Source organism: Pseudoalteromonas sp. MMG033 (assembly GCF_057197785.1).
In genome coordinates, this window is sequence record NZ_CM170070.1 from 243,530 (window position 1) to 264,790 (window position 21,261).

Below are 21,261 nucleotides of genomic sequence, written 5' to 3' on the forward strand. Positions count from 1 at the left end.
TGTCCTTTATTTGTGATGCATTATGCAATTTTCTGAATTTGACCTTGATGGCAAGGTACTCTCTGCCATAAAAAAAATTGGTTATACAACCGCTACCAGCATTCAACAGCTGGCTATTCCTGAAGCGCTACTTGGGCGTGACATTCTTGCATCAGCGCCCACTGGCACAGGAAAAACAGCCGCTTTTCTTATTCCTGCGATTCAATACTTGCTGGATTTTCCAAGAAAAGACCCTGGGTTTGCACGTGTCTTAATTATGACCCCCACCAGGGAGCTTGCTTATCAAGTACACGAACAGTGTCAGGCACTTGCAGAAAACACACATTTGCGTATTGGTGTTGTCACAGGTGGTATCAACTATGGCAGCCACAAGGAAATCTTCGAAAAAAACAATGATATTCTGATAGCAACCCCGGGTCGCTTAATGGAATACTTGGAAACTGAAAACTTCCACGCTGACAACGTCGAGCTACTGGTTCTCGATGAGGCCGACCGCATGCTAGATATGGGCTTCAAAAAAGAAATGCTACGTATCTGTGAAGAAGCTAAAAACCGCCGTCAGGGCTTCTTATTCTCCGCAACACTTGAAGGTGATAGCGTTGAGTTATTCGCTGAACGCATGCTCAATGATCCTGCACTACTAGAAGCAGAGCCATCGAGAAAAGAAAAAGGCAAAATCCACCAGTGGGCTCATCTTGCTGACGACTACACACATAAATTAGCGTTGCTAACGCACTTACTAAAAAGCGAAGAAGTCGAAAAAGCCATTGTTTTTGTTAAAACTCGAGAGCGTCTAGAGCAGTTAATTGGTGAGCTGTATGCCAATGAAATCAAGACGACTTGGCTACGAGGTGAGATGCCGCAAGATAAGCGCATGTCAGCCATGGCGAGCTTCCACAGTGGCAGAACCAATATCTTAGTTGCAACAGATGTGGCTGCGCGAGGCATCGATGTTCCCGACATAACGCACGTAATCAACTTCGATATGCCACGCACTGCAGACATTTATGTTCACCGTATTGGCCGTACAGGTCGTGCAGGTAAAAAAGGCACGGCTATCTCACTGGTTGAAGCACATGATGTTGAAGTTTTAGGTAAGGTCGAGCGTTATACAGATCAAAAATTGAAACGACGCGCCATCGAAGGGCTAGAGCCGAAACACAAAGAAGCTAAGGCGCCGAAAAAGAAAAAAGACGCAGCAAAAATTAAAGCCAAGAAAAAAGCGGCTAAAACTAAAAGCAAAAAGAAAAAATAAAAACTAAGCCCCGTATAAACGGGGCTTTTCCTATACAACAATGATTTAGCAATCAATGTGATGTCTAATATCTTTTCACATGAGCAAAAGATATCGTTGGGTAGCCTGTCACGCACGCGTTATCAGGAATCCACATTGTTACTGTTTTTTGCGAAGCCGCAGCAGTTAGGAATACAGAAAGAATAGAATCTGCATTTTGTATGTTTGCTGAGTCCCAACGAATTGAGTTTAAATTCTTATGAAGGCAAGTGTTTGAACTAGGAATTTTAGAGTTACCATTCTGTAGATTTGAAATATAGATAAAGCAAATACTATTATTTGTGTTACATCCAACACTGTTAATTTCTGTATCAATTTGGTTTGCATATGAAACACTTGAGAATAATGCAGCTAGTGCAAAAAATAATCGCTTATACACTTTATTTGTACCCTTGTTAGTTATGAGCCGCTAATGTATCAGATAATCAAAATATAAATCAAAAAAATCCTATAATTATAAAAAATTAAATATTATAACTTTATTAAAACAGGTAATCATGTGGAAGAATACCAGAAAGTAATTTTGGAAAGATATTTGGCGGAGCTACGCCTACTTGTAGATCCTCAACTCGTAGCAAAGTATCCCTACTTTGCAGACAAGCCCTACCCACTTGGTCGCTGTAAAGAAATCCGCAATGCAATATTAGAGTTACTACTAGAGCGTCTCGCTATGCCGACAATACCTAAACCGTTGCAACTACTAGAAAGAAAAATAAGCTTAGGGCATACGTTAAAACCTGTTTGGGGCTCTTTAAGAGATGAATATTTTCAAAATGCGATTGTAATTGATGACTGGTATATTGATGCCGCAAACGATACCGTGAACCCTAACAAACCCCGCGTTGAAGTAGTAGAACTCGTCAAAAGTGGTTTTAGCGCTATATCAAGCTTTGAGCAGTTTTGTGCGATTGCACAAAAGTACTGGCAGGTCACCTTGTATCAAAACGATCTGTTTCCGACACTTGCGCCATTTTTGCCGCTTGTATGCGTAAATCAACAAGGCGCTTGTTGGCTAGGTGCTGCCAATGATGACATGATCTCATTGGCTAGAAAGTCAGAATTCAGATTGAGCGAGCGTATTCTCTCGACTCTACCAAATACCCCAAAGCACATTAAAACCGCTTGGTACAATCAATATGACCATCTCACTGACCATTTATTACAGCGTACTGAAGTAGACCCCAAAACATTTTGCCAGTCATACCGAGCGCAACATAAATATTCAGATTTATTATTCCGTGATGCGGTCGTTAAAGCTTACTTACAACTGGCGAAAGGGGTGAGCATAGCTTAAACCAAGCAGAGGCCAGCAACGCCAGCACGACGATTGGTATTGACCATATGTTAAGTGCTTGCCAGCCAATTTCACTTTCAAGCCAACCTGCAAATAGCGATGAAAGCACCACCATACTAAATACAAAAAATTCATTTGCCGCTTGTGTCTTTGCCCGCTCGTGAGGCTGATATGTCTCGCTGACTAATGAAGTCGCACTGATAAACATAAAGTTCCAACCCACGCCCAACGTAAACAGTGCAATTAAGAAATGCCAATGGCTCACCCCCAGTAGATTAATGACCGAACAAGCCAACATCAAAATGCAACCGACAATGATCATTACCATAGAGCTAAATTTTTCTATCAACTTACCAGTAAAAAAAGAAGGTAAAAACATGCCAAGCACATGCCATTCAATGACTAAAGCAGACTGTGCCAAATCAAAACCGTGACGATGCATTGCCAGTGGAGTCGCCGTCATCAATAAGTTCATGACTGAATAACTGATCATGCCAATAAATGCGGCAATCATAAATTGCGGCTGAGCAATTATCCGTTTAATTGGTCTTTGTTGATGCTGGCTTTGTTGACCTGAGACTTCATTGAACGTGACCAGTTGTAATAAAGTCAGAGCGAGCAAATACACACAGGTCAATGCCAAAAATGAATTTGCAAAATTAATTTCAGGCAAGTAATGATTCACCCATACTGCCAAATTGGGCCCAAGTACTGCCGCGATAACGCCACTGGCCATGATCATCGAAATCGCACGCGCGGGTTTGTCACTGACTTCGATCGCCGCAAAACGATACAAGGTGGCGAAACCAATTCCTATACCAATTAGAAATGTAGCTAAACAAAACAAGTAAAACTGACTATTTATCAGTGCCAAATAGCCCAATATTGCACCTGAAGTACCAATAATATTGCCTATACTAAAGCCTAACTTGCGGCCTGTTTTAGCCATCACCAATGATGCAGGTACAGTTGCAAGCAACAATCCAAGCATTTGGGTCGCAATAGGCAGAGTGATCAAGGTGTCAGAACCACTTAACTTTTGGCCAACCAAAGCGCTAATGGTGACCAATAAAATATTGCCCGTGGTCATCAGTCCTTGGCAGCATGCCAATAAAAAGACATTTTTATTCAATGCTCAGTGTCCTTACTTTAAATAAAATAATGGCAGGGTTCAGCTCATACTGGACAGTAAAATCGAAATGAAAGCAAGAAAATTAACAAATAAGTCTGAGGCTTACAATAAATAATACCTCATCACAACTTGATTGCGCGATGAGATATTATTTATTCACGAACTGCGTTATTTTTCAGTACCTCATAAAGCTAAGCACTATCTAGGCTTGTTCTTCACGCAAAAATACTGGCTCGTTCGCTTTTTTGGTTGCCTCTTCGCTAAAGTAATAACCCGCAACATCGAATGCCTTAAGTGCTTCGATATTATCAACATTATTCTCCATAATATATCTAGCCATCATGCCACGCGCTTTTTTCGCATAAAAGCTGATCACCTTGTATTGACCATTTTTACAGTCTTTAAATATTGGCGTTATAATTTCACCATTTAGCGCTTTTTTATCTACCGCCTTAAAATACTCATTAGAGGCCAAATTGATAAGTTGGCTAGAGCCAGACGCTGATAACGCTTCATTAAGCTTCTCAGCAATCACCGTCCCCCAAAACTCATATAAGTTTTTACCACGCGTGTTCGCCAATTTTGTGCCCATTTCCAAGCGATAAGCTTGCATCAAATCAAGTGGCTTTAATACGCCATAAAGGCCAGACAAAATCCGCAAATGCTGCTGTGTATAATCAACGACCTCTTCTGGTAATGTGGTCGCATCAAGACCTGTATACACATCACCGTTAAAAGCAAAAATCGCCTGTTTTGCATTATCCAAAGTGAACGGCTGCGACCAATCAGCAAATCTCGCCGCATTTAAACCAGCCAGTTTATCGCTGATTTTCATCAAACTACCGATTTCTTGAGGACTTAAGTCACGACAGACTGAAATTAACGCTTCAGAATGCGTCAATAACTCAGGTAAGGTGTGGCGCGTTGTTGGTGCACTAGAGTCGTAATCGAGATTTTTTGCGGGTGAAATAACCGTGATCATTGATAGCCTATTGACTTAAATATTGATTAATGTCAATTTCAACACTATCCACAGTTGATCGCAAGCGTAAAATCTTTCGCTCTTAGTTGTTCAAACAAATAACCGCAAGGTAAGACCGCACCTTTACTGTGGGTATACATCACTCACCTAATCATAACAATAACCAAACAGGCTAAGGCAAGCCATATGATAATCAATCATAAGGACATTTGACCTATAAAAGCTGATCACGGTATTGCAACATAAGGTGTGTAATTTATTTAAGCTGCAAAAATTAGGAATGAGGACAGCATGACTTCAGCATTAGATAGGCTAAAACAGCATTCATCGATCGTTGCCGATACAGGTGACATCGAAGCGATCCGTAAACATCAACCGGAAGACGCAACAACAAACCCTTCTCTTTTATTAAAAGCGGCGCAGACGCCTGCCTATCAGCCGTTTCTAAAACAAGCTTTAGATTACGCAAAATCACAAGAGCAAGATGAGCAAAAGCAAATCGAACTCGCTTGTGATTATTTCGCGGTTTTAATCGGTAAAGAAATTGCTAACATCGTACCTGGCTATATCTCTACAGAGGTAGATGCACGTTTATCATTTGATACTCAGGCGACGATTGCAAAAGCAGAGCAGCTACTTGCGCTTTATGTTGAGCAAGGTGTAAGCAAAAATAAGATCTTAATCAAAATCGCATCAACTTGGGAAGGTATCAAAGCAGCTGAAGCACTTGAAAAGCAAGGCGTAAAATGTAATCTCACGCTGCTATTCAGCCAAGCGCAAGCGCGCGCATGTGCAGATGCAAACGTATTTTTAATCTCGCCTTTTGTTGGCCGTATCCTTGACTGGCATGTCGCCAATGGTGTTGATAAGCCAACTGATCCGCTTGACGACCCAGGTGTTCAGTCTGTTCGCACTATTTATGATTTCTACAAGCGTCATGGCTACAAAACTGTGGTTATGGGCGCAAGTTTCCGTAACACGGGAGAAATCGTCGCCCTAACAGGGTGTGATAAGCTGACGATTAGCCCAGCGCTACTAGAAGAGCTAGGTGAATTAGCGGCAACTGAAGATTATCTACTAGAAAACGCACCAGCATCAGCAGACAAACCAGCACCGCTCACTGAGAGCGAATTCCGCTGGTTGCATAACCAAGATGCTATGGCAACAGAAAAACTTGCTGAGGGCATCAGAGCATTCGCTCACGCACAAGAAATCCTAGAGTCTGAAGTTAAATCACTTTAAGATTAATTGTTCGAAAAGCTGAGTAAAGTTCGCTCAGCTTTTCATATCCTCAATAAAATCCCCGCTCGGTTTATATTTATTTACATTTGTTTTAAGCGACGATTTAAACAACGCTTCCCCACCCAAACTAGATAACCTTCGCCAGCAGCTAACATACCTGAACACTGTGATTTCCTCGAATAGAAACTGTTGTATTTCAAGATAATATAGTTCAAAAATCCAACTCATTTAGCTACTCGATGTGCAATCCCTATTAAGATCGACATGTTTTTTCTCAAACATACAGATTCTTTGTTTGTCATCAAAGTGTCACTTTGTTTTCACTTTAAAGACATATTTGTGTTTTATTTTTCTACTGTCTGTGGTATACCAGCATTACTCAAGTGTGTTTTTCATGCAAATGGGGTAATGCTTAAGCACATGTTTTGAGGTTAGTACATCAATAGGAGATATTCATGGATAGCCTAGACGATATGATTGAAGTTGTAGAAAGTCCAGAACCGAAAAAAAGAGCCTCTTCGAAGGGGAAAAAAAGAAAATGGCGTGAAATTGAAGCGCTAAAAGACCGACAGCGCCTTCGTAAGGAATTGGAAGAACTAGACATATTCGCAGACAGTGTCGACTTAGACGAACTCGATTTTATATAGCAAAAAGGCTCTACTATAGAGCCTTTTTGTTTGTCTGTATCAAATCCACTGACGTGCTTGGCACGTCAGTTATCTGGTATCATATTTGCCAATCGATGGGAGATTTATCCATAGATTGTAGTAATGCGTTGGTCTTGGAGAAATGTTGACAGCCAAAAAAGCCTCTGTGCGCAGACAGCGGTGAAGGATGTGGCGCATGCAAAACATGATGTCGTGATGTGTCAATTGATTTACCTTTCTTTTGCGCGTGTGCGCCCCAAAGTAAAAATATCACACCCTCGCAGTGCTCATTTATGGTATTTATCACCACATCGGTGAAACGCTCCCACCCTAGCTGTTTGTGAGAGTGCGCCTGACCTTGCTCAACAGTCAACACTGTGTTTAACAGCAAAACACCTTGCTGAGCCCACGGCAATAAATAACCATGATCGGGAACTTCAAATCCCTCAATGTCGTTAGCCAGCTCTTTATACATATTTACCAAAGAGGGAGGCACCTTTACGCCAGGCAACACAGAAAAACACAAACCATGGGCTTGATTAGGACCATGATACGGATCTTGACCTAATATCACGACCTTTATATCCTCAAGAGCAGTTTCATCTAGCGCTGCAAACACCTGTTCATCCGGCGGAAACACGGTCACGCCTTCACTACGTCTTTGCGCAACATGTACCAAAGTTTCCTGCAAATAAGGCTGTTGCTTTTGCGCTTCAATAAGCGATTGCCACGATATCATAGTCGCTTTCCATAATATTTTCTTGAAGCATGGAGTTTATCACACATATCTTGTACTCCCTCAAGCATACGCGTGCTAAAGCGATGCAATAAGTCAGCGTCAACTTCGATATATTGCCCATGCTTTACAGCTGGTATCTCCGTCCACTTTTGCCATTGTACTTGCTGTGGTTGCTTTGCGGCTTTCTCATTTGGAATAATGATCACTTGAGGGTGCTTAGCAATCACATTCTCAAGGCTTATCTGCGGATATTCAGTGGCCGCCTCTGCAAAGACATTGCGTACACCGCACATATTGAGCGTCTGATGTATCCAAGTTTTACCATTGGTCGTCATCAGTGGGGAAGGCCAAAGTTGATAAAATACGTCCAGAGAATCTTTACCTTGAAACTGCTTAATTATTTGCTGATAGCGTTGATTAAACTTATCAGCAAGCTGCTCTGCCTGCGCCTTATGCCCGGTAAGTTCACCCAGTTTGATTAATTCTGTCGGTACTCGACGGATGTCTTTAGACACACTGTATGCAATCGGAATACCCAGTGATTTTAACTTTTCGATATCCGCTTCTTTATTACCATTTTTCCAAACAATGACCAGATCAGGCGCCAGCGCAAGTACTTTTTCTAGTTGGATCCCATGGTATCCGCCAATTCGAGGGATGCGATTAGCTGCCTCTGGATAATCCGCATATTCCACAGTACCTACAATTTTATCACCAGCCCCAATTGCATATAGATTTTCAACGATATGCGGTGCCAATGCAATGATCCGACTGGGCTGCTTACTATCCTGCGCGAAACAACTAGCAGACAGTAACAAACTCAGAAGCAGCCACCAAACATGCCTGTCCATTAGTAATCCCTCATTAGTAATCAAACCCTTTTTGTGCCTGAATGCCAGCTTCAAAAGCGTGTTTTATATTTCTCACTTCACTGACGGTGTCTGCAAGCTCAGTCAACCTGCGGTGCGCACCGCGACCTGTGATGATCACTGATTGCATTTTCGGTCGATTACTGAGCGCTTCAATCACCTCATCAAGGTCCAGATAATCGTAACTCACCATGTAAGTCAGCTCATCTAATAAAACCAAGTCAATATTTTCATCTTGTAACCATGCTTTTGCATGCTGCCACGTTGCTTGTGCAGCTTGCGTGTCGCTTTCTCTATCTTGTGTTTCCCACGTAAAGCCCGTTTTCATCACGGCAAATGGGACACCCGCATTCTCTAATAAATTGCGCTCACCGCATTCCCATGTGCCTTTAATAAATTGCACCACTGCTGCATTCATACCATGGCCAACACACCGGGCAACAGTGCCAAAACCAGATGTTGATTTACCTTTACCATTGCCGGTGATCACCTGCAAGATACCCTGCTCAATGTTCGCTTCAGCGACCTTTTGGTCTACTTGCTCTTTTACTTTTTGCTGTCGCGCTTTGTGCTTATCTTGATTCTTATCCGTCATACTGGACTCCTATACCTTGAGTTCAAAAATCTTATCTATATCTAAATGCTGCTCACACATATCCGCTAATCTATCAAGCTGAGCTTCACGGTGCTGCGCCAGATCAAAACCATCAAAATCAAACTGCTCATCACATGCCCATTGTAAAATAGCACGACTCGCAGCGGGATTATCAAACAGGCCATGTAAGTAAGTGCCCGCCACCAAATTATCATCAGAAATAAAGCCATCTTTTTGCATACCGAATGGATGTTCATCAAAAGTGAGAAACGGCTGCGCTAGCGCCTCTCCGCGACTTTGACCACAGTGAATTTCATACCCAGAAATGGCAATGGCTTTGCCATTTAATAAGCACTGCCCAGACACATTGGTTAGCTGCTTTTTTTCACCAAGCTCCGTAGTCAATGCCACCAAACCGAGTGCATTGGTACGAGCTTGAGTTGATTCTATATTCAACGGATCTGTAATTTCTTGCCCGAGCATTTGCAACCCCCCACAAATACCCAACACCTTGCCTTGATACCTGATGTGTCGATTGATTTCTTTATCCCAGCCTTCGCTTCGTAAAAAGGCTAAATCATTGATGACATTTTTACTGCCCGGAATAATGATCAGATCAACACTGCCAATTTTCTCACCATGACGCACATATCTTAAATCCACTTTTGCATTTAATCTCAAACTGTCGAAGTCGGTATGGTTGGAAATGTGAGGTAGCAGTAAAACAGCAACCCGTAACAGTGCATCGTCGGTTCGATTCTCAATCGTAATTGCGTCTTCCGCATCCAGTGCCAAATCATGTAAGTAAGGTAAAACACCTAATACGGGTTTACCAGTATAGTCCTCAAGCCAATCTAAACCGGATTGCAGTAAACTAATATCGCCCCGAAATCGGTTGATCACAAACCCTTGCACTAAGGCCTGCTCCTGTTCACTCAACAAAGCAAGCGTACCGACAAGGTGGGCAAATACACCGCCTTTATCAATATCAGCAATTATAATCACTGGGCATTCGACCTTACAGGCAAACCCCATATTGGCAATGTCGTTTTCTCTAAGGTTGATTTCAGCAGGACTCCCCGCGCCCTCCACCATGCAATATTGATATGTTTTCCCTAATCGCTCATGGGACTCAATCACAGCCTGCATCGCTACCGCTTTATAATCATGATACTTACCCGCTTCCATATTGGTCAGTGCTTGGCCATGCACAATCACTTGCGCGCCCGTATCAGAATTGGGTTTGAGCAAGATCGGATTAAAATCAACACTGAGTGGCACCTTTGCTGCCATCGCTTGCAGCGCTTGTGCGCGACCAATCTCTCCGCCACAGGACGTCACGGCACTATTGAGTGCCATATTTTGTGGCTTAAACGGGGCAACTTTAAGTCCTTTTCGAGCCGCTACACGGCAAAGGCCTGCAACCAGCGTGCTCTTACCCGCATCAGAAGTGGTGCCTTGCACCATCAATGTCTTCATTTTTGTTCACTTTTTAAATTCAATGCCAAACCTGCCATGACAAAATCAACATGATCTGCCACAGCTGCAATGTGTTGATGCAGACGACCTGATTCATCTACAAATTGACGGCTCAGCGCCCCCATAGGCACGATACCATGGCCCACTTCGTTACTCACCAGTATGACCTTGCCTTTTGTATTTTGAAGTGCGGTGAGCAATTGAGATTTTTGTTTTTCGTACTCAGAGAACTCAACCTCACACAAACCATAAGTCAGCCATAATGTTAAGCAATCAACCAGAGCGCATTGGGACGGTGATAACGCGTTAATGATCGGGGCGATATCCCATGGACACTCAATCACCTTCCAGCAAGAAAGCCTTGAGGCTCGATGGTGTGCAATACGCTCAGCCATCTCCTCATCTTTACTTTGCGCAGTTGCCACATAGATAAGCTCTTTGACTAAGCCACTCTCCAACCAGCTTTGTGCTCTTTGCTCGGCAAGCGCGCTCTTCCCAGAACGTGCACCACCCAAAATGAGTTCAACATGCTTAGTCATATAAGGCTTACAACCAAAAAGATATAAATCATTAATTCTGAGATTTGCTGCGCTGCGCCCAAGCAATCCCCAGTGTAACCGCCCAACTGCTTTTTAAACCAATACTGACACAAAAGACGGGTGAGCCATAAAGTGACGATTAAAGCAATCACTTGCCATAACGTAAGCACTGAGCAGACAAAAGCAGCAGCGAGTACGACAATGCCTGTTAAGTATAAAATTGCACGGCAGGATAGCTGAAGACTCTTTGCTACAGGCTTAACTTTGCTCTGTGCATCTAGCTGTACATAGGGCAGCTTGCCAATCAAACTGGTCGCGTTTAGGCGGCTCAAAGACTGCGCCAACACAATCCCCCATAACAGTGCAAATAGGTTACCGCTAAGGGTTAGCATCAAGTGAAATTTACTCAGCATTAAGATAAGCAGCGCCACACTGCCATAGGTGCCCAGGCGACTGTCCTTCATGATGTCCAGCTTCTGCTGCTGACTCCAACCACCGCCAAAGCCATCCCATACATCTGCAAACCCATCTTCATGAAATGCGCCTGTGAGCAAAACGCTTGCACCGAGCGTGAATAAAATTGCTACGCTCATAGGCAATACAAGCGACAAAACCCACATCAGAAGTGCCATCATCAAGCCGATGCAAACGCCCACACTGGCAAAGTAACGGCTAGACTGATTTATATCGGCATCCGTAACAGACGCCGTCAATTTAATCGGGATCCGAGTTAAAAATATCACGGCCAACTTAAACAAAGACCACTGTGTCATATCAGCCAACAACCTGGGTTACTTGCGCTTGAGAAAAACTTGCCATATCGTTATAAATCGCCAATGCACTTTGAATGATAGGCAGTGCTAACGCCGCACCGCTTCCTTCTCCTAAGCGCATATCTAACTGCAGTAATGGCTCTACTTGCAGCCACTCTAGCATCTTCTTATGCCCTTGTTCGTTGGAACAATGCGCAAACACCATATATTGCTTCGCGTTGGGCGCCATCGAAATGGCCAACATAGCCGCAGCTGTCGCAATAAAACCATCCACTAAAATTGGTTTTTGCGCCTCAGCGACAGCGAGCATAGCACCAACCATGTGGGCAATTTCAAATCCGCCAACGCTTTGTAAAATCTGTTTCGGGTCATTGCAGTCCAACTGATGAAGGGCAAGCGCCTGCTCAATCAGCAGCTGTTTTTTCGCGACAATATCTTGGCTTACGCCAGTGCCCTGTCCGACAGTTGCTTTCGGCGGCAAATTACAAAGCGCAGAAAAAATGGCCGCAGCAGACGTGGTGTTACCTATCCCCATTTCACCAAACGCAAATAAATTACAGCCCACGTCCAACTCTGCTGCCACAAGCTGCTTGGCATTATCAAGACCTTGCGCCAACTGAGACTCATTCATCGCCGCTTGCAAATGAAAAGATGCAGTCGTTGCCCCAAGCCTGCTGTCAATCACGTGACTGTTTTGAACAGACTTAAGAATACCGCAATCCACTATATTTAGACGCCAGCCCAACTGACGGGCTAACACGCAAATCGCAGCACCGCCACCGGCAAAGTTAGCCACCATTTGACCGGTGACTTCACTCGGTGCAATAGAGACGCCTTCACTGGCAATGCCATGGTCGCCGGCAAAAATACTGACTGATGGATTTTCAATACTAAAATGTTGCGCGGCCATTGTCTCTTTTGACATGCCTTGTGCGTAAATCAACACCAGCTGCTTTGCCAGTGCCTCTAACTTACCCAATGAGCCTTGAGGCTTTGTTTTTAAGTCAAGTTTTTGCTGTACAAAATCACTGTGTGTTAAATCTAAAGCAGGGATCATATGGGCCTCTGTTAAATACTTGCCGCTCGCTTGCGAAACATAAGTAAAGATAAGAAAAAGACGCTACCTATGGCCGCAGTAATCACACCAATAGGCAATTCTTGGTTTTCTATGATTATTCGGGCTAACACGTCCACCCACAGCATCAATAATCCACCGCTTAAAGCCGTGACTAGCATGCCTAATACACGCGCTTGAGAGATAAAAAACCGCACTATGTGTGGGATCATTAAGCCAACAAAGCCGACTCCGCCACATGCTGCGACTAACACAGCCGTTATCAAAGAGCTCACCAATAACATGCCCAAGCGCAACCTGTGTACATTAACGCCTAAAGTTACCGCACTTTCATCACCTAATAGCAACGCATTTAAATGCCGCCTAAAGCAAACAACGGTCATAATTCCGCTTAGCACCACAACAGCAGGCAACCACATCCACATCCAATCAGCACGACTGAAGCTACCTAAGCTCCAAAAGATAATGGCGGTAACCGCTTGCGGATCGCTCCAATACAAGAGCAAACTCGTAAATGCATTAAATAAGAAAGACAGTGCAACGCCCGCTAGCAACATATTTTCGATTTGCGCAGTGCCCTTATGATATGCAATCAATAGCAACAAACACATAGCGCAGACACTACCGATTAAAGCAGCGCCAGACATGGCAAGCGCACCTTGCATGCCAAATAATGTTAATAGCAACACCACGCCAAAAGAGGCTCCTGAAGAGATACCAAATAGATAGGGGTCAGCAAGGGGGTTGCGTGTGACTGTCTGTAAAATCAGCCCCGCTGTCGCAAGCCCAGCTCCAGCCAAAAATGCAAGAACGGTACGCGGTAACCTCAGCTCGATAACAATTTTTTGTGCTAACTGGGTGTTGTCGTATGACCATAAAGCCAGCCAAACATCGTAAAAATCAACTTGCACTGCCCCGATACTTAGGGCGCACACAAAGCTGAATAAACATGCGAGTAACAATGCACTGCTTGCAGCTAACCTCATGTTCGGCCCCTCGATGATAGTTCGCCATCACCCGATAAGTGATACTGATAACGAATATGTGGGATCTCTTGTTCACTTGCTGAACATGTTTGGAGGGTCACGTCGGCTTTGACACCAAAAACTTGTGCTAACATAGACTCGCTCACCACCTCTTTAGGCGTGCCATGAATAACAAGCTCTCCATGATTTAAAACTAACATAGCGTCACAGAGGGCTGAGGCTAAATTTAAGTCATGAAAAGAGGCGACCACAGTGATCCCTAATGATTTAGCTAGCGCCATAATTTCGATTTGGTACTTCACGTCCAAATGGCTGGTAGGCTCATCCATTAAGAGTAAACTCGGGCGCTGGACAATAGCCCTGGCTATCATCACCCGTTGTTTTTCCCCCCCTGATAGAGACTCATAGGATTGCTTTTGTTTATGTGTTAATCCGACCTTTAATAGCGCTTCTTGGATTGCCTGTTTGTCACGCAGTGATACGCTGGAAAATAAGCTTTTATGGGGTGTGAGGCCCATGGCAACAACATCAAAAACAGCGAGATTAAATTGACTTGGGATCTCTTGAAGCACTGCAGCGACTTTGCGAGCATAACTTTGGCGGTCATACTCGCTTACATCTTTACCATTAATACTGATAGTACCGGATGTTGGACTTTGAAAACGGTATAAACATCGTAGTAAAGAGGATTTTCCAGCCCCGTTAGGTCCGATGAGACCAACACACTGACCCTCTGCAACTGAAAAGCTGATATTGGATAAAATTGATTTATTATTGATAACTAGATGTAAGCTATCGACTGATATTGGTGTTGCCGCCATAATTCCTCTACATGGGGCACACATCAAAACACCACTGTATCATAAATATGACTTGGTAAAATGACATGACCCAAGTGCGCCCGCTTAAGTCTTTATTCCAACCTTGGTATCTGGCTTTAAATGAGTAGTCATGCAATCATTTTTACAGTTGCGGGGACAGCTGAGGGTTTACACCTCATTCCCAAGTGATGTCGAAATAATTTTGTGTATTATGAAGTCTAGATGGCTAAAACACAACTTTAGGCCATGCAATCCCCTGTTCATCATAGAACACTGACACCTGAATGACCTTGCCATATCCAACTTCAAAGCAGTTTAAATGATTTACAGCGCCCTCAGGCAATGCAAGCCAGTGTGCCAGTAGCTGCTTCATAACCCCACCATGAGTTACAATGACGATTGTGTCATCACTGCTTTGAGATGTGAAAGTACGCCACCAAGCTTTAATTCTCGAATTAAAACAGACCATACTCTCACCTTGCGGCGGTGTTACTAACCAAGGGTTTTGCCAAAAGTCGCCAACACTCGGGGAGCGAGTATGCTGCCAAAGCCACTCATAGCTTTTACCATCCCAATCACCAAAGTTCATTTCTTGCAGTGCATTAACGACCGCGAACTCTGCATCCAGCTTTTCTGAAAATGCTTTTGCTACAACCTGACATCGCAGTCTTGGCGAGCTGAGCACACGTTTTGGCTTGGGTAAACTATGGAGTGTTTTGAGTAATTGGTTTTGACTTTGTTCAGTTAAAGGAGGATCTGTTTGCCCTAATAACTTACCGGATAATGTCGTTTCAGTATGACGAACAAAGTAAAGAGTTTGCAGCATATACTTGGAGATAATAAAAACGCAGGCTAGCCTGCGTTTTTATCTAATTATAGAATTTGGTTTTCGCGCCAAGATTGCTCTTTGGCTAAACGCTTTTTACGCTTATCACATGGGTCATCACAATCACAGATTTTATCGATACCCATTGAGCCTAAACCACCACAGCTACTTGCCATTGATTTTTTCTGAACGATTACACCTACAGCCATAGCTGCAGCGATCAAGATAAGTAACCCAAAGGTAAGAATAAATAGTGACATAGGCAAAGGCCCCTCAATAAACTAGCTTGGTCAAGTTCCAAGCAACTGACGGTGTATTGACAATATTATATATCTAAATCCATCAAAGTTGAATGAATTTACCACACTAAAAGCAATGATATTTAACCGAATCCACTGATTACTTTTTTACATCTAAATACGGCTTAAACGCAGTGCTTGAGAATGTCTCTAGGCCAGCGTCTGTTTTACTGATCAAGTACACTGGTAGATTATGCTCTTCAGCATAAGCTCTTGCTCGTTGCGTACCCATCACGGTAAGCGCTGTTGCCAAGCCATCAGCTGTCATTGCTGAAGGATGTAACACAGTCACAGACACCAAGTCATGGCGCACAGGTCTACCTGTACCTGGGTCAATTAGGTGCGTAAATACCTCGCCATCCATTTCGTAAAAAATGCGATAGTCCCCTGACGTGGCAATGGCATTATTGCCCGGCTCTACAACTCGGTGAATTTGACGCTGTCCTGCTGGTGCATCTGGTTTTTCAATCGCTATTCGCCAAGGTGAACCATCTGGCTTGTTGCCAGAGATACGAAGTTCTCCGCCAATTTCTACCATATAATTAGATAAGCCTTTTTTCTCTATCAACTCTGCAACTTTATCGATTCCATAACCTTTCGCGGTCGCTGAAAAAGATAATTCAAGATGTGGCAGAGATTTCGCCAGCCCTTCATCTGTCAGCGCTAACTTATTTACACCGATATTTGCTTGCATGGCTTCAATGTCAGATTGCGAAGGTCTCTTGGTCGGTCTTTTATCTGGACCAAAGCCCCATAAATCAATCAGCGGTCCCATAGTCACATCTAAGGTTTTAGTCGACTCACCTAAGCGAATAGACTCTGCGATCACGGCACGAAAATCGCCACTAATCGGCATTACTGTATTAGCCTCAAGGCGATTAAAGCGATTGATTTCTGAGTCGGGAATATAGGTAGACATAGATTGGTTAACTGCCACAAGCGCTTCATCCACTTCTTGCTTAAAACGCTGCACCTCTAGACTCACCGGACCGGGGAATACTTTAATGTTATAGGTAGTTCCCATGGTTTTGCCGTTAATTTCAACCGGCTTTTGTTGAGTTTGCTGCTGTCCACAAGCGGACAAAAAAAACATCAAAAAAATAACAGAGAATAAATAGCTGAGTTTTTGCATCTACTTTTTAATCCTTAAAGCATATAAAAAAACCCCTAGGGAATGCCCTAGGGGTTTAATCTTATTAAATACGATTTATCATCATATCTAAGTTCCTAATTAACCACCGAAGTCATCAAGTAGGATGTTTTCGTCTTCAACACCTAGATCTTTCAGCATGTTGATAACAGCCGCGTTCATCATCGGTGGACCACACATGTAGAACTCACAATCTTCAGGCGCTTCGTGGTCCTTCAGATAGTTTTCTAGTAATACGTTGTGGATGAAGCCTGTGTAACCTTCCCAGTTATCCTCTGGTTGAGGATCTGAAAGTGCTACGTGCCATTCAAAGTTTTCGTTGTCAGCTGCTAGGCCGTCAAAGTCTTCTACGTAGAACATCTCACGCTTAGAACGTGCACCGTACCAGAAAGACATCTTACGGTCTGAGTTAAGACGCTTAAGCTGGTCGAAGATGTGTGAACGCATTGGTGCCATACCTGCACCACCACCAACGAATACCATTTCTGCATCAGTTTCTTTCGCGAAGAATTCACCGAATGGACCAGAGATAGTGACTTTATCACCTTCTTTTAGTGACCAGATGTACGATGACATCTTACCACAAGGTAGGCTTAGGTTATTTGGCGGCGGAGTCGCAATACGTACGTTAAGCATGATGATGCCAAACTCTTCTGGGTAGTTTGCCATTGAGTATGCACGGATTGTTTCGTCATCAACCTTAGACTCAAGGTTAAAGAAGCCGAAACGCTCCCAGTCGCCACGATACTCGTCAGGAATATCGAAGTCAGCGTATTTAACGTGGTGAGCTGGCGCTTCAATCTGGATATAACCACCGGCACGGAAAGGTACAACCTCACCTTCAGGGATACCAAGCTTAAGCTCTTTGATGAATGTCGCTTTGTTATCGTTAGAGATAACTGTACATTCCCACTTTTTAACACCGAAGATAGACTCTTCTACTTCGATTTCCATGTCAGTTTTAACTGCAACCTGACACGCTAGACGACAGCCTTCACGTGCTTCACCTTTAGTAATGTGGTCAAGCTCCGTTGGAAGGATATCACCACCACCAGAATGAACATGTACACGACACTGGCCACAAGAACCACCACCACCACATGCTGATGAAATGAAGATACCTGCATCAGCTAGTGAGCCTAATAGCTTACCACCTGGTGCTGAAGTAATTGCTTTATCTGCATCGCCATTGATGCCGATTGTGATGTCACCGCTTGGTACAAGCTTCGATTTCGCTGCGATGATGACTAGCACCAAGATCACAACGATAGCGATGAACATACTTACACCTAATACAATAGTTTCCATCGTATAGTTTCCTCGCTAATTAAAGTGAAATACCAGAGAATGACAAGAAGCCAAAGCCCATAAGACCTACAGTGATGAAGGTAATACCTAAACCACGAAGACCGTCAGGGATATCAGCATACTTCATCTTCTCACGAAGACCTGCTAGCAATACAATTGCAAGCGCCCAACCCACACCAGAACCTACGCCGAATACGACTGATTCTGTTAGGTTGTAGTTACGCTCAACCATGAATGCTACCGCACCGAAAATCGCACAGTTTACTGTGATCAGTGGCAAGAAAATACCAAGTGCGTTGTATAGCGCTGGGAAGAACTTGTCCAAAGTCATTTCAAGGATCTGTACCAGTGCTGCAATTACACCGATGAAAGTCAAGAATTTCAAGAAGCTTAAGTCAGCTTCTGGGAAACCAAGCCACTCAAGTGCACCTGGTGCTAATACTGCGTGATAAACGATGTTGTTTACCGGTACAGCTACACCTAGTACGAAGATAACAGCAACACCAAGACCAAACGAGGTAGTTACTTTCTTAGATACCGCAAGGAATGTACACATACCTAAGAAGAAAGATAGCGCTAAGTTTTCAATGAAAACAGCTTTTACAAATAAGCTAAGATAATGTTCCATCTTTCTCCCCTTATGCCTTCGCTTCTACTTGGTCTTTCTTATAAGTACGAAGTACCCAAATGAAGAAACCAACTAAGAAGAATGAACTGAATGGCATAATTAATAGACCCATTGGCTGGTACCAACCACCGTCAGCAACAAGTGGAAGAATTTCAACACCAAATAGTGCACCTGCACCGAATAGCTCACGTACAAAACCAATTGTAATTAGAACTACTGAGTAACCAAGACCGTTACCGATACCGTCTAAGAAAGACATAAGCGGTGGCGACTTCATTGCATATGCTTCTGCACGACCCATTACGATACAGTTAGTAATGATCAGACCAACGAATACCGTTAGTTCTTTAGCCGTAGCATAAACAAATGCTTGAAGTGTTTGGTCAACAACGATTACCAATGATGCGATAATCGTCATTTGAACGATGATACGTACACTTGACGGAATGTGGTTACGGATCAACGAGATAAATAAGCTTGAGAACGCAGTTACCACAGTCAAAGCAAGTGACATGATAAGTGCATTTTTAAGGCTTGAAGTAACCGCTAGCGCAGAACAAATACCCAGTACTTGCAGAGCAATTGGGTTGTTTGCGAAGACTGGTCCTAACAAGACTTCCTTCATTTCTTTTGCATTAGCCATTAGTTCAATGCCCCTTCACGTACTTTCGCTAGGAATGGACCAAACGCTTTATCGCCTGTCCAGAACTTGAATGTGTTATCAACACCGTTCGAAGTTAGTGTTGCGCCAGATAGACCATCAACTTTGTGAATATCGTTGCCAGCTGTGCCTTTTACGATATCAACAGGTAGTTGCTTGCCTTCCCAAGTAGCTGTCCACTTAGGGTTCTGGATTTCACCACCAAGACCCGCTGTTTCACCGTGCTGATAGAAGTTGATTGCTTTAATCGTTTTCGTATCAAGCTCAAGTGCGATGAAACCATACATGATGCCCCAAAGACCGTAACCTTGCACTGGCAGGATCACAGACTCAACCTGACCGTTGCTATCTTTAGCAAGGTATACAGGCGATTCGTGCGTCATACGAAGAACACCAGCAAGGTCATCTTCTTTTGGTACTGCGAAGCTGCGCTCTGCATCGAACTTAGTCATTGTGAAATCGAACGAGTTAGGATCTGTGTCAACAAACTCACCAGATTTTAAGTCAACAACGCGTGCATCGATAACTTGGCTGTACTTTTGTGAAACGTTCTCAACGTCTTTAAAACCAGCTGCTGCTAGAATGTTACGCTGAACGTCTTCAATTTTGTTTGCCTGTTGTAGAGGGCGCAATTGAACTGCCGCAAAAGATACGACGATTGCACACACTAAACATAAACCAACAACAACGCCTAACGTTTTGCCGATAGTTTCATTGTTACTAGACACGTGCCAATCTCCTCTTCACATTTGACTGCACTACAAGGTGGTCGAATAGCGGTGCGAATAGGTTAGCGAATAGGATTGCTAACATCATACCTTCTGGGTATGCTGGGTTAACAACACGGATAAGCACTACCATAACACCAATTAATGCACCGTATGCCCATTTACCTTTATCAGTGAAAGACGCAGAAACTGGGTCAGTCGCCATAAAGAACATACCAAATGCAAAACCACCAAGTACTAAGTGCCAATGCCAAGGCATAGCAAATGTCGCGTTCGTGTCAGAACCGATCATGTTCAGTAGCGTAGACATCACAACCATACCTAGGAATGTACCTAGTACGATGCGCCATGACGCGATACGCACATACATCAAGAACAAACCACCAATTGCCAGTGCTAGCGTCGACGTTTCACCCATTGAACCTTGGATAAAGCCGTAGAATGCATCCCACCACAACTGCATGTTGTTGTAATCTAATGAACCGATCGCTGCTTGACCTAGGTATGTAGCACCAGAGAATGAATCTACTGCTGTCCATACTGTGTCACCTGAGATATCACCTGGGTATGCGAAGAAAAGGAACGCACGACCAGCAAGTGCAGGGTTAAGGAAGTTACGGCCTGTACCACCGAATACTTCTTTAGCTACCACAACACCAAACGTGATACCTAGTGCAACTTGCCATAAAGGAATGGTTGCAGGCAGGATCAATGCAAATAATACTGAAGTTACGAAGAAACCTTCGTTTACTTCGTGCTTACGCACTGATGCGAATAATACTTCCCAGAAACCACCTACGATAAACACTGTACCGTAAATAGGTAAGAAGAAGCACGCACCATAAAACATTTTCGCTGCCCAGCCAGAATCTGCTGTCAGCTCACCACCTAGCGCCTGGAAAATACCAGCTTGCCAAGTAGATGCGATGTCAAAACCACTACCAATCGCTAATGCCGCTTGGTGACCGATGTTGAACATACCAAAGAACATAGCCGGGAACGTCGCCATCCATACCAAAATCATGATACGTTTCAGGTCGATGTTATCACGCACGTGCGTGCCGCCTTTGTTTACATAACCAGGAGTATAGAAAACCGTCGCGATAGCTTCATAAAGCGCATACCACTTCTCGTGTTTTCCACCTGGTTCAAAGTGAGGTTCAATGTCTTCTAAAAATTTCTTTAAGGCCATTT

At 43.6% G+C, this 21,261-nt stretch carries 23 protein-coding genes and 1 riboswitch; of the genes, 4 read left to right on the forward strand and 19 right to left on the reverse strand.

Features of this window, described 5'->3' with window-relative positions; genetic code table 11:
- The first annotated feature begins 22 nt into the window (after positions 1-22).
- Together srmB and AC2CZC_RS01080 are read left to right on the forward strand one after the other, a co-directional pair.
- On the forward strand, positions 23-1,255 hold the full coding sequence (gene srmB, locus AC2CZC_RS01075; protein WP_484583514.1) for an ATP-dependent RNA helicase SrmB: 1,233 nt from the start codon (positions 23-25) through the stop codon (positions 1,253-1,255).
- Positions 1,256-1,829: 574 nt separating this feature from the next.
- A complete protein-coding gene (locus tag AC2CZC_RS01080) occupies positions 1,830-2,588 on the forward strand; it encodes a hypothetical protein (RefSeq protein WP_484583515.1) in 759 nt (252 codons plus the stop codon).
- Here AC2CZC_RS01080 and AC2CZC_RS01085 read toward each other — a convergent pair.
- Both AC2CZC_RS01085 and yaaA read right to left on the reverse strand, forming a co-directional pair.
- A complete protein-coding gene (locus tag AC2CZC_RS01085) occupies positions 2,545-3,720 on the reverse strand; it encodes an MFS transporter (RefSeq protein WP_484583516.1) in 1,176 nt (391 codons plus the stop codon). The genes AC2CZC_RS01080 and AC2CZC_RS01085 overlap by 44 nt on opposite strands.
- Before the next feature lie 202 nt (positions 3,721-3,922).
- Positions 3,923-4,702: a peroxide stress protein YaaA gene (gene yaaA / locus AC2CZC_RS01090; protein ID WP_484583517.1), complete on the reverse strand. Its 780-nt coding sequence runs from the start codon at positions 4,700-4,702 to the stop codon at positions 3,923-3,925.
- Positions 4,703-4,993: 291 nt separating this feature from the next.
- Here yaaA and tal point away from each other — a divergent pair, with 291 nt between their 5' ends.
- Both tal and AC2CZC_RS01100 read left to right on the forward strand, forming a co-directional pair.
- Entirely contained in the window at positions 4,994-5,944 is a 951-nt protein-coding gene (gene tal / locus AC2CZC_RS01095) for a transaldolase (RefSeq protein WP_484583518.1), read from the forward strand.
- A gap of 455 nt (positions 5,945-6,399) precedes the next feature.
- Positions 6,400-6,591 carry a DUF3545 family protein gene (locus AC2CZC_RS01100; protein ID WP_039611677.1) on the forward strand — a complete coding sequence of 64 codons (192 nt, stop codon included), beginning with the start codon at positions 6,400-6,402 and terminating at the stop codon, positions 6,589-6,591.
- Positions 6,592-6,670: 79 nt separating this feature from the next.
- Here AC2CZC_RS01100 and ung read toward each other — a convergent pair whose 3' ends face one another.
- The 17 genes from ung to AC2CZC_RS01185 all read right to left on the reverse strand — a co-directional run bounded on the left by ung (position 6,671) and on the right by AC2CZC_RS01185 (position 21,259).
- Positions 6,671-7,330, reverse strand: coding sequence for a uracil-DNA glycosylase (ung, locus tag AC2CZC_RS01105; RefSeq protein ID WP_484583519.1), 660 nt, complete (start codon positions 7,328-7,330; stop codon positions 6,671-6,673).
- Positions 7,327-8,181, reverse strand: coding sequence for a cobalamin-binding protein (locus tag AC2CZC_RS01110; protein WP_484583520.1), 855 nt, complete (start codon positions 8,179-8,181; stop codon positions 7,327-7,329). The genes ung and AC2CZC_RS01110 overlap by 4 nt, the downstream gene beginning before the upstream one ends.
- Positions 8,182-8,194: 13 nt before the next feature.
- The gene (cobO, locus tag AC2CZC_RS01115) at positions 8,195-8,794 is read right to left on the reverse strand and encodes a cob(I)yrinic acid a,c-diamide adenosyltransferase (protein WP_484583521.1); all 600 of its coding nucleotides are present in this window, start codon (positions 8,792-8,794) and stop codon (positions 8,195-8,197) included.
- Between the two features lie 9 nt (positions 8,795-8,803).
- On the reverse strand, positions 8,804-10,273 hold the full coding sequence (locus tag AC2CZC_RS01120; RefSeq protein WP_484583522.1) for a cobyric acid synthase: 1,470 nt from the start codon (positions 10,271-10,273) through the stop codon (positions 8,804-8,806).
- Positions 10,270-10,812, reverse strand: a complete 543-nt coding sequence (cobU, locus tag AC2CZC_RS01125) for a bifunctional adenosylcobinamide kinase/adenosylcobinamide-phosphate guanylyltransferase (protein ID WP_484583523.1) — start codon at positions 10,810-10,812, stop codon at positions 10,270-10,272. The genes AC2CZC_RS01120 and cobU overlap by 4 nt, the downstream gene beginning before the upstream one ends.
- Positions 10,809-11,585, reverse strand: a complete 777-nt coding sequence (gene cobS / locus AC2CZC_RS01130) for an adenosylcobinamide-GDP ribazoletransferase (RefSeq protein ID WP_484583524.1) — start codon at positions 11,583-11,585, stop codon at positions 10,809-10,811. Before cobS ends, cobU begins: the two co-directional genes overlap by 4 nt.
- A gap of 1 nt (position 11,586) precedes the next feature.
- Entirely contained in the window at positions 11,587-12,642 is a 1,056-nt protein-coding gene (cobT, locus tag AC2CZC_RS01135) for a nicotinate-nucleotide--dimethylbenzimidazole phosphoribosyltransferase (protein WP_484583525.1), read from the reverse strand.
- Between the two features lie 11 nt (positions 12,643-12,653).
- On the reverse strand, positions 12,654-13,646 hold the full coding sequence (locus AC2CZC_RS01140; protein WP_484583526.1) for a FecCD family ABC transporter permease: 993 nt from the start codon (positions 13,644-13,646) through the stop codon (positions 12,654-12,656).
- The gene (locus AC2CZC_RS01145; protein WP_484583527.1) at positions 13,643-14,467 is read right to left on the reverse strand and encodes an ABC transporter ATP-binding protein; all 825 of its coding nucleotides are present in this window, start codon (positions 14,465-14,467) and stop codon (positions 13,643-13,645) included. Before AC2CZC_RS01145 ends, AC2CZC_RS01140 begins: the two co-directional genes overlap by 4 nt.
- An 84-nt stretch (positions 14,468-14,551) precedes the next feature.
- Positions 14,552-14,676, reverse strand: a riboswitch (cobalamin riboswitch).
- A gap of 17 nt (positions 14,677-14,693) precedes the next feature.
- Complete coding sequence (locus AC2CZC_RS01150; protein ID WP_484583528.1) at positions 14,694-15,293, reverse strand: histidine phosphatase family protein; 600 nt, start codon at positions 15,291-15,293, stop codon at positions 14,694-14,696.
- A gap of 47 nt (positions 15,294-15,340) precedes the next feature.
- Positions 15,341-15,553, reverse strand: a complete 213-nt coding sequence (nqrM, locus tag AC2CZC_RS01155) for a (Na+)-NQR maturation NqrM (RefSeq protein ID WP_039611686.1) — start codon at positions 15,551-15,553, stop codon at positions 15,341-15,343.
- A gap of 139 nt (positions 15,554-15,692) precedes the next feature.
- A complete protein-coding gene (locus AC2CZC_RS01160; RefSeq protein WP_484583529.1) occupies positions 15,693-16,724 on the reverse strand; it encodes an FAD:protein FMN transferase in 1,032 nt (343 codons plus the stop codon).
- A gap of 99 nt (positions 16,725-16,823) precedes the next feature.
- Positions 16,824-18,050 (reverse strand): NADH:ubiquinone reductase (Na(+)-transporting) subunit F, encoded by a 1,227-nt coding sequence (gene nqrF / locus AC2CZC_RS01165; protein WP_039611688.1) that lies wholly within the window; start codon positions 18,048-18,050, stop codon positions 16,824-16,826.
- Positions 18,051-18,069: 19 nt separating this feature from the next.
- On the reverse strand, positions 18,070-18,678 hold the full coding sequence (gene nqrE / locus AC2CZC_RS01170; RefSeq protein WP_039611689.1) for an NADH:ubiquinone reductase (Na(+)-transporting) subunit E: 609 nt from the start codon (positions 18,676-18,678) through the stop codon (positions 18,070-18,072).
- 10 nt (positions 18,679-18,688) lie between these two features.
- Positions 18,689-19,321, reverse strand: coding sequence for an NADH:ubiquinone reductase (Na(+)-transporting) subunit D (locus AC2CZC_RS01175; protein ID WP_039611690.1), 633 nt, complete (start codon positions 19,319-19,321; stop codon positions 18,689-18,691).
- The gene (locus AC2CZC_RS01180; RefSeq protein WP_484583530.1) at positions 19,321-20,067 is read right to left on the reverse strand and encodes a Na(+)-translocating NADH-quinone reductase subunit C; all 747 of its coding nucleotides are present in this window, start codon (positions 20,065-20,067) and stop codon (positions 19,321-19,323) included. Before AC2CZC_RS01180 ends, AC2CZC_RS01175 begins: the two co-directional genes overlap by 1 nt.
- Positions 20,060-21,259 (reverse strand): NADH:ubiquinone reductase (Na(+)-transporting) subunit B, encoded by a 1,200-nt coding sequence (locus tag AC2CZC_RS01185; RefSeq protein WP_039611692.1) that lies wholly within the window; start codon positions 21,257-21,259, stop codon positions 20,060-20,062. Before AC2CZC_RS01185 ends, AC2CZC_RS01180 begins: the two co-directional genes overlap by 8 nt.
- Positions 21,260-21,261 lie beyond the last annotated feature (2 nt).

What these genes read in the sequence shown, in the direction of transcription:
- srmB (WP_484583514.1), top strand. Translation starts at nt 23, where the DNA reads ATGCAATTTTCTGAATTTGACCTTGATGGCAAGGTACTCTCTGCCATA.
- yaaA (WP_484583517.1), bottom strand. Translation starts at nt 4,702, where the DNA reads ATGATCACGGTTATTTCACCCGCAAAAAATCTCGATTACGACTCTAGT.
- tal (WP_484583518.1), top strand. Translation starts at nt 4,994, where the DNA reads ATGACTTCAGCATTAGATAGGCTAAAACAGCATTCATCGATCGTTGCC.
- AC2CZC_RS01100 (WP_039611677.1), top strand. Translation starts at nt 6,400, where the DNA reads ATGGATAGCCTAGACGATATGATTGAAGTTGTAGAAAGTCCAGAACCG.
- ung (WP_484583519.1), bottom strand. Translation starts at nt 7,330, where the DNA reads ATGATATCGTGGCAATCGCTTATTGAAGCGCAAAAGCAACAGCCTTAT.
- AC2CZC_RS01110 (WP_484583520.1), bottom strand. Translation starts at nt 8,181, where the DNA reads ATGGACAGGCATGTTTGGTGGCTGCTTCTGAGTTTGTTACTGTCTGCT.
- cobO (WP_484583521.1), bottom strand. Translation starts at nt 8,794, where the DNA reads ATGACGGATAAGAATCAAGATAAGCACAAAGCGCGACAGCAAAAAGTA.
- AC2CZC_RS01120 (WP_484583522.1), bottom strand. Translation starts at nt 10,273, where the DNA reads ATGAAGACATTGATGGTGCAAGGCACCACTTCTGATGCGGGTAAGAGC.
- cobU (WP_484583523.1), bottom strand. Translation starts at nt 10,812, where the DNA reads ATGACTAAGCATGTTGAACTCATTTTGGGTGGTGCACGTTCTGGGAAG.
- cobS (WP_484583524.1), bottom strand. Translation starts at nt 11,585, where the DNA reads ATGACACAGTGGTCTTTGTTTAAGTTGGCCGTGATATTTTTAACTCGG.
- cobT (WP_484583525.1), bottom strand. Translation starts at nt 12,642, where the DNA reads ATGATCCCTGCTTTAGATTTAACACACAGTGATTTTGTACAGCAAAAA.
- AC2CZC_RS01140 (WP_484583526.1), bottom strand. Translation starts at nt 13,646, where the DNA reads ATGAGGTTAGCTGCAAGCAGTGCATTGTTACTCGCATGTTTATTCAGC.
- AC2CZC_RS01145 (WP_484583527.1), bottom strand. Translation starts at nt 14,467, where the DNA reads ATGGCGGCAACACCAATATCAGTCGATAGCTTACATCTAGTTATCAAT.
- AC2CZC_RS01150 (WP_484583528.1), bottom strand. Translation starts at nt 15,293, where the DNA reads ATGCTGCAAACTCTTTACTTTGTTCGTCATACTGAAACGACATTATCC.
- nqrM (WP_039611686.1), bottom strand. Translation starts at nt 15,553, where the DNA reads ATGTCACTATTTATTCTTACCTTTGGGTTACTTATCTTGATCGCTGCA.
- AC2CZC_RS01160 (WP_484583529.1), bottom strand. Translation starts at nt 16,724, where the DNA reads ATGCAAAAACTCAGCTATTTATTCTCTGTTATTTTTTTGATGTTTTTT.
- nqrF (WP_039611688.1), bottom strand. Translation starts at nt 18,050, where the DNA reads ATGGAAACTATTGTATTAGGTGTAAGTATGTTCATCGCTATCGTTGTG.
- nqrE (WP_039611689.1), bottom strand. Translation starts at nt 18,678, where the DNA reads ATGGAACATTATCTTAGCTTATTTGTAAAAGCTGTTTTCATTGAAAAC.
- AC2CZC_RS01175 (WP_039611690.1), bottom strand. Translation starts at nt 19,321, where the DNA reads ATGGCTAATGCAAAAGAAATGAAGGAAGTCTTGTTAGGACCAGTCTTC.
- AC2CZC_RS01185 (WP_039611692.1), bottom strand. Translation starts at nt 21,259, where the DNA reads ATGGCCTTAAAGAAATTTTTAGAAGACATTGAACCTCACTTTGAACCA.